The sequence below is a fragment of the Marinobacter sp. UBA5687 genome (assembly GCF_002420325.1).
Classification (GTDB): domain Bacteria; phylum Pseudomonadota; class Gammaproteobacteria; order Pseudomonadales; family Oleiphilaceae; genus Marinobacter; species Marinobacter nauticus.
The window spans coordinates 1-8959 of the sequence record NZ_DIHV01000002.1; the positions used below are offsets into that span (position 1 = coordinate 1).

The window sequence follows — 8959 nt, forward strand, 5'->3', positions numbered from 1 at the left end:
TTCCAGGCCCTGAATCTTGTTATCTTCTTCCACCTTGGCGGTCAGCATGATGATCGGGATGTCGGCGGTGGCCTCTTCTTTCTTTAACCGGCGCGCCAGTTCGACACCGCTTGTGCCCGGCAGCATCCAGTCCAGCAGGATCAGGTCGGGCTGCTTGTCGATAATCAGGGCGTGGGCTTCACGGGCATCCGCTGCCTCCAGGTAGTCGTAATCCGCCATTTCGAGCGCAACCGCAATCATTTCCCGGATGGGCGCTTCGTCATCGACGATCAGGACAGTTTTTCCACTCATATGCATCAACCTGTGTCAGACCTCGGGAGTTCTCTGATCAGAGGTGCGAACACACTCCCTTGTAATGTTGCCGAGTCATTACAACGCGTCTTTGTTACAAGTATATGACATGGGCGGGTAGTCAGAGCGCCAGATCCAGCGCCAGACCCAGAAACACCGCAAAGCCGGCCCAGTTGTTATTGAGAAATGCCTTGAAGCAGTCTTCCCGGCTCCGCTCCCGGGCCAGGTACTGGTGGTAAACGAAGAGTGTGGCCATGGCCACAACGCCGAGGTAGTAGAAGGAGCCCAGTTCTGCCCGCTGGCCAACCATCACCAGAATCACCACCACCATGGTCTGCAGCAGAGCAATGATCGCCCGGTCGGCCTCGCCAAACAGAATGGCGGTAGACTTGATGCCGACCTTCAGATCGTCATCCCGATCGACCATGGCATAGAGGGTGTCATAGGCGACGGTCCAGAGCACATTGGCGGTGAATAGTAGCCAGGTGAGTTGGCTGAGCTGATTGGCCTCGGCAGCCCAGGCCATGGGAATGGCCCAGGAAAAGGCGGCGCCCAGAAACAGCTGGGGTAAATGGGTATAACGCTTCATAAACGGGTAGATAAAGGCCAGCAGCGCACCACCGAAAGACAGATACAGGGTCAGGGAGTTGGTGAACAGCACCACCATCAGAAACGACACCAGGCACAGCCCGGCAAACAGAGCGACGGCCTCCCAGGCGCGGACCCGGCCGGCGGTGAGCGGGCGGTCTTTGGTGCGTTTGACGTGGCGATCCCAGTCCCGGTCGGCAAAATCGTTGATGGCACAGCCCGCGGCCCGCATGAAAAATACGCCCAGGGTAAAGATCAGCAGGTTGGCAAATGACGGAGCCCCCTCGGCCGCCAGCCAGAGTGCCCAGTAGGTTGGCCACAGTAGCAACAGAGTGCCGATTGGGCGGTCGATGCGCAGCAGTCGTGCGTAATCCGCCAGGCGGGCATGAACATGGGTGGGCAGGGCGTTCTGCAACATAGGAGCTGGTATCCGCTTGTCGATGCGTGAGAGTGCACCCGATTATAGCCAGCGGCAGCGGTAGGGTTAACCCTGGTTGTGAGACTGGTATAGCCGGGGTAACAGGTATTCCCCCACCAACAGGGCGCAGGAACCCCGGTGGAACAGGGATCTGCGGGCAAGGCGAGGGTGGCTGTTGCTGCGGACTTTGCAGAGCCCTGTTTCCAGTGGCCCCCGCTGCCACTCGGGGCTGCTGAACAGATAGGCGCCCAGTGGCTTGTTGCCAAGATTGCGCAGGCGGCGGCCGTGGCCATGCAGACAGTTCTGTGGGATCACTGTCCTGGCCAGCACCCACGGACGGCCGTCACCGCAAAGGCGAACTTCCCGTACCCAGGCGAGCTGGCGCGGTGCCAGGTTCAGGCGCTTGGCCTCTTCAGGGGTTGGGGGCGAAAAACCCTCCCTGAGAATCTCAACGTGAAAGCGCTCCTGACATTTTTGCTGCAGGGCCCGGGTAAACGACCCCTCTACCGTTAGCCAGTAGCGGGCCGGGCCATGAACCTCAGGACAGTAAAGGCCGGCCGCCGCCAGCGACCGGTACCAGAACGTGGGAGGTATGCTCAGCTCGGGGGGCTGGTCACAGTCCTTTAACGGCATAGATTCCCGGAGCGTTGCGCCAATAGCCTTTGTAATCCATGCCATAGCCGAACAGGAATCGATCCTCAACGTAAAGGCCGGTAAAGTCTGCTTTCAGGCCGGGGCGTGCCTTGCGATCGTGCTCCTTGTCTACCAGCACCGCAGTCAGGACCTCGCTGGCACCATGGGCCAGGCAGTAATCTGCAATGGCGCACAGCGTCGTACCCTCGTCCAGGATGTCGTCGACGATCAGAACCGTGCGGCCTTTCATGTCGGCTTCCGGCTGCAGCTTCCATTCCAGAATTCCGCCGGTGGTCTCCTGGCGGTAGCGGGTGGCATGCAGATACTCGGCCTGAACCGGAAATTTCAGTCGTGGCAGGAGCTGACCGGTCAGGATCAGGCCGCCGTTCATGACGCAGAACAACAATGGGTTGCTGTCTTTGAGGCGATCGGTGATGGCGCTGGCCATGGTGTCGATGGCGGCATGCACCTGCTCTTCGGGAACCAGGCAGTCAGCGTCTGCCATGACCTGGTTCATTTCAGCGACGGTATCGGTCATAACGATCGGGTCCTGTCCAAAACGGCGGATTATACCGAAGTGGGGCGATCGAAGGGAGGGGCGTGGCGGTATTGCCATGTCTGTAATTATGGCTATTGGCAGAAAACCCCGGGCCCGGCTGTCGGTGCTGGCATTGGTCAATACCGGTGTCGCGGTTATGATGGCAGCCAATCGGGTGAGTGGTGGTCGGCTGGAACTCGGTCGCATTTTGTGACCTTTCTGCTTGATTGCTCTATTGTTCGACAATAATATCCTCGCAGACAAATCGGTGGGAGCTAGTTATGAAGAAGTGGCAGTGTGTGGTGTGTGGTCTGATTTACGATGAAGCCGAGGGTTGGCCGGAGGATGGCATTGAGCCTGGCACCAAATGGGAAGACGTGCCCGAGGATTGGGTTTGCCCGGACTGCGGTGTGGGCAAGGAAGATTTTGAAATGATCGAAATCGGCTAAAGGCAGGACAGAGTCATGACCGAGCAGACACCTATTGTGATCGTTGGTACCGGTTTGTCGGGTTACTCACTGGTACGGGAATTTCGCAAACTGGATAAGGAAACCCCGGTCATTATGGTGACTGCCGACGACGGCGTCAGCTATTCCAAGCCTATGTTGTCGACCGGCTTTACCAAAGACAAGGACGCGGATGGTCTGGCCCAGGCTAACCCTGAGGCTATGGCCGAGCAGCTGGGGGTGGACATTCGTCCCTGGTCCACGGTTACGGGCATTGATACCGATGCCCATGAGCTCAAGCTGGGCGACCAGCGCATACGTTATGCCAAGCTGGTTCTGGCCTGGGGCGCCGACGTCATCCGCCTGAGTCTGGATGGTAACGCGCAGGACCGGGTTCATTCCATCAATGACCTGATGGATTACCGTGCCTTCCGTAAAGCCCTCGCCGAGGGCAAGCGGGTCGCGATTATGGGGGCGGGCCTGATCGGGTGTGAGTTTGCCAATGATCTGCGCAATGGTGGCTACGAAGTGGATGTGATCGCCCCGGACCCATCGCTGATGCCCAGCCTGCTGCCGGAGGCAGCCGCCGGTGCCGTGCAGGCCGAGCTGGAGAGGCTTGGGGTGCGGTTTCATTTGGGGACGGTGGTTGAGCGGGTAGAGCACCAGGGCAGTGGTGTCGGGCTGACGCTCGGTAATGGTGAGCAACTCCAGGCCGACCTTGTTGTCTCTGCAGTGGGGCTGCGCCCCCGCACTGAACTGGCCCGCGAAGCCGGGATCCGTTCCGGCCGGGGTATTCAGGTGAACCGGGCTCTGGAAACGTCCGCACCGGATGTCTTTGCCCTGGGTGATTGTGCCGAAGTGGATGGGCGCGTTCTGCTCTATGTGCTGCCGTTGATGGCCTGTGCCCGGGCGCTGGCGAAAACTCTGGCCGGTACGCGCACGGAAGTCAGCTACGGCACCATGCCGGTGATGGTAAAAACACCCTGTTGCCCGACCGCAGTCTGCCCACCACCGATGGATGCCGAGGGCGAATGGCAGGTGGAGCAGGACGGGGCTGATGTCAAAGCCCTGTTCCGGAGCCCGGACGGCGACACGCTTGGCTTCGCAGTGACCGGCCGGTTTGCTCTGGAAAAGCAGACACTGGCGAAGGAAGTCCCTCCTATTCACCGGGACTGAAGCCTGCGGCTACCAGTGAGGTTGGCTGGTAGCCGTTTGTCGTCTTTGGCAGTTTCAGCCGTTGCGAAATTTTCCTGTCTGGGGTAGAAAACCCGTTCGTGAGCTAACAAAAGACAGGAGCGCGCATGCTGGATGTAACCCGAAAACTGGTGGAGTTGCTGGATCTTTCCCCGATCGGAGACGATCATTTTCAGGGCGACAGCGAGGATCTGGGCTTTCCGCATGTATTCGGGGGGCAGGTTCTGGGGCAGGCCCTCATGGCGGCCAGCCGGACTGTCGAAAATCGCCTCTGCCACTCCCTGCACGCCTATTTTCTGCGCCCTGGCAATCACAGCATGCCGATCGATTATGAAGTCCAGCGGGTTCGGGATGGCGGCACGTTCTCGGTGCGCCGGGTGATTGCCCGTCAGGACGGCAAGGAAATCCTGACCGGTTCCATGTCGTTCCAGGTCGCAGAAGACGGGTTGGATCATCAGGTTGCCATGCCGGCAGCGCCGGATCCGGATACACTCAAGTCCGAGCAGGACTGGGGCAAGCTGATCGCAGATAAAGTGCCGGAGAAAATGCGGGACATGCTGACCCGTGACCGGCCCATAGAGATCCGTCCGGTAGACCCGATGAACCCATTCAAGCCGGAAAAGCGCCCGCCCCATCGCCAGAACTGGTTTCGGGCCCTCGGACCTTTACCGGATGACCCGGTACTGCATCGGTGTCTGCTGACTTATGCCTCTGACTTCTCCTTTCTGGGAACGTCCCTGACTCCTCACGGGCGCACCTTCATGAGCAAGAACATGCAGGTTGCCAGCCTGGACCATGCCATCTGGTTCCATCGGGATTTCCGTATGGATGACTGGCTGCTTTATGACAAGGACAGTCCGAGTGCCTCGGCGGGCAGGGGCTTCAATCGGGGCAATTTCTTTACCCGGGATGGTGTTTTGGTGGCCTCCACCACTCAGGAAGCACTGATCCGGGAACGTAAGGCCTGAGGATTGTAGTTGCCGAGCCAGTCAACCATTTCGTTAAAGGGTAGCGGTCGGGTTAGGAAGTAGCCCTGTATCAGATCGCACCCCATGTCGTGCAGCAGTGACAGGGTTTCCTTATCCTCCACCCCCTCGGCCACCACGGTGTAGCCGAGGCTGTGGCACATATCGATGGTGGTGCGCACGATCACTCTGTCCTGCTCCCGTTCCGCGATATCGGTAATCAGCGAACGGTCGATCTTGATTTCTCCAGCTGGCAATTGCTTGATGTAGGACAGGGATGAATAGCCGGAACCGAAGTCGTCAATGGAGAGGGGAATGCCTGCGGCATCAAGCGCATTCAGCGCCCGCAGGGAATTGGTGGGGTCCTGCATCATGGAGGTCTCCGTGACCTCGAAAGTGATGGCCCCGGAGTGGATCTGGTAGCTTTGCATCAACCGTTGCACGAACACGGCAAAATCCGGTTCCCGTAGATTGTTGGGCGAGATGTTGACGGCGATTCCGGCATCCCAGCCGATCTCCAGCAGCCGCCCGCGCATTTCCAGCGCCTCTTTCAGTACCCAGCGCGTCAGCGGTTTGATTAGGCCGGTCTGTTCGGCCACTGCGATGATTTCATCGGGCCGAACCGGCTGTTCCCGTCCTGGCCAGCGAATCAGTGCCTCAAATCCGGTAATAGCGCGGGTACGCAGGCACAGCTTGGGCTGCAGGAACAGAGTCAGCTCGTTGTGATCGATGGCGTGGCGCAGGTCGGAGACCAGAGTCAGTCGGTCGGCGCTGTAGGAGTCCCGGGAGGATTTGTAGTAGGCAATTCCGCGGTCTCGGGCGCGGTCAGAACCTTCGGCGATCACCGCCCGGCGAATCAGGGTGTTGGCATCGTTTCCGTGAGTCGGGTAGAAAGCCACGCCGAGCTGTGGGTTCAGGGGAACCTGCATGCCAAGGAAATCTACCGGGTAGCGGATCTCTTCAATGCTGCGCAGCACGATTCTGGGTACCGACAGCGCCTGGTCAGCATCCACCACAAAGGCAAAGGTTTGCGGGTCGAGGCTGGCCAGGAAGAAGGTTCGGTTGTCGGTCTGCTCCAGAGAGATGGCCCCAGGTACATCCTTGATCACCGCGTTGTAGTGTTTGGAGGCCAGCTCCAGTATGCGGTCGGTGTTGCGGTGGCCCAGGGTCTTGGTGACCGCATACAGGTTGTCCAGATGGATGATGACCACGCCGAAGCGTTTGCCGCGCTGGCTCCGGATCAATTCGTTCAGGCGCATTTCATAGCTGCTGCGGTTAGGCAGGCCGGTGAGCGGATGATGCAGGGCCTGGTCCATCAGCCGGAGTTCGGCCGCGCGTCGGGCTTCAAGCGCCTTCAGTTCAGCCTCCTGGGCCAGCACTTTCTCCTGGCGTTCGTGATATATCCGGATGGCAAGGGCGAGGCTGAGGAGTATGGCCTGGAAGGCCGAGCCCAGCTGCATGCCATACACAGAGAAGAAGCTGGTGGCAATCAGACCGTACTTATTGGCGGCGGTAATGGCACTGCCCAGAGTGACGGCCCCCCAGGCCAGAGTGTAGTAAACCGCCTGTGGATTGCCTCTGGCCCACTGTATCGGTCCGACAACCGTTAACAGCAGGCAACTCGGCATGGCCAGAGCGACAGCCAGTCGGATACCCGTGCCATAGTCAATCACAGTTGTGGCAAGAGCAAGAGCCAGGGCGCCGTTTAGTAGGATAGTGCCGAGTATGAGTCGATCGAGTTGGGGGCTGCATTGCTCCAGTTTCAGAAAGGATCTGGCGAACATGAGTGTGAAAAGCAAGGCCAGTGGTATGGACAGGACCATGGCGTTGCTTTGCAGGCCAGGAAGCGCGGGCCAGATAAACTGGTAGGTAATACCGTTCAGGGTGCCGATCAGGATCAGGTAGCCCAGAGTCGAGAGTACGTAATAGAGGTAGATCGACTCCCTGAGCGCCAGGAATACAAACAGGTTGAAGCAGATGGCGGTAATCAGTATGCCGTAGTACAGGGCGTGAACCTGGCTTTCTACGGAGGTCTTCTCGAAAAAGCTGCGATTGTTCCACAGCCGTAGCGGCACCTGCATGGCACCGTCGGTGTCGATTTTCAGCAAGATGCGGTAGTCGTGACCGGCTTCAAGCTGGAACGGAAAAAGGAAATGCGGATGCTCCACCGGGCGCTCCGAGAACAGCATGCGGTCACCGGTCTGGTAGTTCAGCTGGATTTCGCCGTCCCGTAACAGATAGAAATCGATCCGGTCCAGGTGCGGGTAGGTGATCTCCAGGAGATTGGTGGTTTGGGGCCGGGTGATGGGGAACTTCAGCCAGACCTGGTCCCGGGTGTAACCAAAATTAGGCGTTTGTTCGTTCAGGATTTGCCAGTCGCCGGATTCCAGAGCCTGTTGCGGGCTGCGTTGGTCGTCCGGCGCCAGTCTCAGATACTCAATGGCTGGAATATAGCCATCACTGGCAGCCATAGCGGGAAGCGAAAGCGCCAGAAGAATCAGCAGGGCTGCCAGGGATCGGGCCAGTTGCATCAGAATCACAGGTTACCGTTCTTGTCGTTATGGCCTGAGTATGGCCTGTCGTCTGAGGCGGCTCAAGCCGTAACCGGCAGACTTTTGGTAACTTGTGTAATTATTGGTCAAATGCTGTTAATCCAGTTCCGTACCCAGGGCAGGGCCTCGGCCTCCGGCTCCAGAGTTTCCAACGCATCAATCCGCAGAGTGTCACCGACCTTGCGGGCGCCGGTTTCATACAGCGCCTCTTCCATCAGGTCTCCGGCACCGCAAAAGGTGTCGCCATAGGAGCTGTCGCCCAGCACAATCACGCCAAAGGGGCGGCCAGGCTGCTGAGGCAATTGTTCGCGCAAGTCCAGATAAAACGGCAACAGGTTGTCGGGGATTTCACCCTGGCCAGTGGTGGAGGTACACACCAGCAACGCGTCCTGGTTGTCGGTGATATCGGCCAGGGTTGGATTTTCCAGAACCGTGACGGTGTGCCCTTCGGGTTCCAGTTCCTGCTTGATACGGCGCGCTGTCAGCAGGGCGCCCCCGTAAACGCTGCCGGTAAGAATGCGGATTGCTGCCATAACGACTGCCTGTGTTGATGGGGTAGGAATGTTCGGGGCAGATAGTAATGGCGTGACTGGTTTGGCTCAAGCCGGAGTCTGGGGGCCGGGCCCGGCGTCCTGGCTCCGTACCCTGGGGGCAATACGGTTCCGGCCACTCTCCTTGGCGTTGTAGAGCTGCACGTCTGCCTGCTTGAGCAGTTCGTTGATCGATCCGGATTTGGAAATGGAGCATACCCCGGCACTGATGGTGACTGGCAGGGTTTGTTCCCGATGATGAAAACGGGTGGCCGCCACTTCGGCGCGCAGGCGCTCAGCCAGGGTGAGGGCCTGTAGCAAAGTGGTGTCGGGTAATAGCAGCAGAAATTCCTCACCGCCCCAGCGGGCAGCCACATCCGACTGGCGGACCATCTGTCTGACCAGATCCGCGAACTGGCGCAAGAACCTCGTCCCCGGCATCGTGGCCGAAAGTCATCGTTAATGCGCTTGAACAGATCCAGATCAATCAGCACAACGGAGAAATGGTGACCGGAGCGCTCGAACCGGGAGAGTTCGTTGTTCAGCCGGCTCTGCATGTCTCGCCGGTTTGCCAGCCCGGTCAACTCGTCGGTGCGGGCGGCGTGTTCGTGGGCCTGAGCCAGTGCCACGAGTTTGTTGCGGGCTCGTAAACGTCCGGCCTCCAGCACGAAACAGAAGATCGACTCAAAGGTAAGTGTCGCGAAGAAACGGATCTTGAAGTCAGTGCTGTATTCGGCACTGACGCCGGGCATATCGGGAAACTGAAAAACCAGGACGGCCAGCAGGTAGCAGAACAGCAGGATG

Annotated in this window: 11 protein-coding genes and 1 pseudogene; 4 read left to right on the forward strand and 8 right to left on the reverse strand. The window is 59.0% G+C overall.

From position 1 onward, the window contains the following. The 4 genes from B3Y70_RS00045 to B3Y70_RS00060 all read right to left on the reverse strand — a co-directional run. The coding region (locus B3Y70_RS00045; RefSeq protein ID WP_288589014.1) for a response regulator at window positions 1–291 on the reverse strand (291 nt) is incomplete at its 3' end. Window positions 292–412: 121 nt separating this feature from the next. After that, window positions 413–1297 carry a 4-hydroxybenzoate octaprenyltransferase gene (ubiA, locus tag B3Y70_RS00050; protein WP_222448541.1) on the reverse strand — a complete coding sequence of 295 codons (885 nt, stop codon included), beginning with the start codon at window positions 1295–1297 and terminating at the stop codon, window positions 413–415. Between the two features lie 66 nt (window positions 1298–1363). Then, a complete protein-coding gene (locus B3Y70_RS00055) occupies window positions 1364–1930 on the reverse strand; it encodes a chorismate--pyruvate lyase family protein (RefSeq protein WP_222448542.1) in 567 nt (188 codons plus the stop codon). After that, window positions 1911–2468, reverse strand: coding sequence for a hypoxanthine-guanine phosphoribosyltransferase (locus B3Y70_RS00060; protein ID WP_011787001.1), 558 nt, complete (start codon window positions 2466–2468; stop codon window positions 1911–1913). Before B3Y70_RS00060 ends, B3Y70_RS00055 begins: the two co-directional genes overlap by 20 nt. A 76-nt stretch (window positions 2469–2544) precedes the next feature. Here B3Y70_RS00060 and B3Y70_RS00065 point away from each other — a divergent pair, with 76 nt between their 5' ends. The 4 genes from B3Y70_RS00065 to tesB all read left to right on the forward strand — a co-directional run bounded on the left by B3Y70_RS00065 (window position 2545) and on the right by tesB (window position 5076). Further along, the gene (locus B3Y70_RS00065; protein WP_222448543.1) at window positions 2545–2682 is read left to right on the forward strand and encodes a hypothetical protein; all 138 of its coding nucleotides are present in this window, start codon (window positions 2545–2547) and stop codon (window positions 2680–2682) included. Window positions 2683–2749: 67 nt separating this feature from the next. After that, complete coding sequence (locus tag B3Y70_RS00070; protein WP_008173532.1) at window positions 2750–2917, forward strand: rubredoxin; 168 nt, start codon at window positions 2750–2752, stop codon at window positions 2915–2917. Window positions 2918–2932: 15 nt separating this feature from the next. Continuing rightward, entirely contained in the window at window positions 2933–4090 is a 1158-nt protein-coding gene (locus tag B3Y70_RS00075) for an NAD(P)/FAD-dependent oxidoreductase (protein WP_288589016.1), read from the forward strand. Between the two features lie 125 nt (window positions 4091–4215). After that, window positions 4216–5076 carry an acyl-CoA thioesterase II gene (tesB, locus tag B3Y70_RS00080; RefSeq protein ID WP_011786999.1) on the forward strand — a complete coding sequence of 287 codons (861 nt, stop codon included), beginning with the start codon at window positions 4216–4218 and terminating at the stop codon, window positions 5074–5076. Here tesB and B3Y70_RS00085 read toward each other — a convergent pair. The 4 genes and pseudogenes from B3Y70_RS00085 to B3Y70_RS17525 all read right to left on the reverse strand — a co-directional run. Then, window positions 5043–7604 (reverse strand): EAL domain-containing protein, encoded by a 2562-nt coding sequence (locus tag B3Y70_RS00085; protein ID WP_273031813.1) that lies wholly within the window; start codon window positions 7602–7604, stop codon window positions 5043–5045. The two genes, tesB and B3Y70_RS00085, sit on opposite strands and share 34 nt — an antisense overlap. 107 nt (window positions 7605–7711) lie before the next feature. Continuing rightward, window positions 7712–8158, reverse strand: coding sequence for a flavodoxin (locus tag B3Y70_RS00090; protein ID WP_288589017.1), 447 nt, complete (start codon window positions 8156–8158; stop codon window positions 7712–7714). Between the two features lie 66 nt (window positions 8159–8224). Then, window positions 8225–8578 (reverse strand): GGDEF domain-containing protein, encoded by a 354-nt coding sequence (locus B3Y70_RS00095; protein WP_288589018.1) that lies wholly within the window; start codon window positions 8576–8578, stop codon window positions 8225–8227. An 86-nt stretch (window positions 8579–8664) separates the two neighbouring features. Beyond that, window positions 8665–8907, reverse strand: a pseudogene (locus B3Y70_RS17525) (GGDEF domain-containing protein); the annotation flags it as partial. Window positions 8908–8959 lie beyond the last annotated feature (52 nt).

What these genes read in the sequence shown, in the direction of transcription:
- B3Y70_RS00055 (WP_222448542.1), bottom strand. Translation starts at nt 1,930, where the DNA reads ATGCCGTTAAAGGACTGTGACCAGCCCCCCGAGCTGAGCATACCTCCC.
- B3Y70_RS00085 (WP_273031813.1), bottom strand. Translation starts at nt 7,604, where the DNA reads ATGCAACTGGCCCGATCCCTGGCAGCCCTGCTGATTCTTCTGGCGCTT.
- tesB (WP_011786999.1), top strand. Translation starts at nt 4,216, where the DNA reads ATGCTGGATGTAACCCGAAAACTGGTGGAGTTGCTGGATCTTTCCCCG.
- ubiA (WP_222448541.1), bottom strand. Translation starts at nt 1,297, where the DNA reads ATGTTGCAGAACGCCCTGCCCACCCATGTTCATGCCCGCCTGGCGGAT.
- B3Y70_RS00090 (WP_288589017.1), bottom strand. Translation starts at nt 8,158, where the DNA reads ATGGCAGCAATCCGCATTCTTACCGGCAGCGTTTACGGGGGCGCCCTG.
- B3Y70_RS00060 (WP_011787001.1), bottom strand. Translation starts at nt 2,468, where the DNA reads ATGACCGATACCGTCGCTGAAATGAACCAGGTCATGGCAGACGCTGAC.
- B3Y70_RS00075 (WP_288589016.1), top strand. Translation starts at nt 2,933, where the DNA reads ATGACCGAGCAGACACCTATTGTGATCGTTGGTACCGGTTTGTCGGGT.
- B3Y70_RS00070 (WP_008173532.1), top strand. Translation starts at nt 2,750, where the DNA reads ATGAAGAAGTGGCAGTGTGTGGTGTGTGGTCTGATTTACGATGAAGCC.
- B3Y70_RS00065 (WP_222448543.1), top strand. Translation starts at nt 2,545, where the DNA reads ATGTCTGTAATTATGGCTATTGGCAGAAAACCCCGGGCCCGGCTGTCG.